At 45.0% G+C, this 333-nt stretch carries 1 protein-coding gene; it reads left to right on the top strand.

Features of this window, described 5'->3' with window-relative positions; translation table 11 throughout:
- The coding region (locus HC175_RS21845; protein ID WP_168139984.1) for an HsdM family class I SAM-dependent methyltransferase at nucleotides 1-333 on the top strand (333 nt) is incomplete at both ends.

Below are 333 nucleotides of genomic sequence, written 5' to 3'. Positions count from 1 at the left end.
GAAAGTCTATGACCCCACCATGGGTAGTGGTGGAATGCTCATTGAAGCTGCCAATTATGTTGCCGAGCGACCTGATGGTAAGGTTGGTAAGAACGTGAACATATCACTTTACGGTCAGGAAAAGAATTTAGGCACCTGGGCTATTGGTAAACTGAATATGTTACTTCACAATTTTGTTGATGCTGACCTGCGGAAAGGTGACACACTGGTGAACCCAAAGCATACTGAGGATAATGAATTAATGTTGTTCGACCGTGTGATAGCCAATCCACCTTTTTCGGCTTCAGAATGGTGGACCCCAGCGGAAGTGGGGCAGGAAACTAAATTGGATAA

The sequence above is a fragment of the Salinimicrobium oceani genome (genome assembly GCF_012037645.1).
This window is presented reverse-complemented; position numbering and strand designations above follow the sequence as displayed.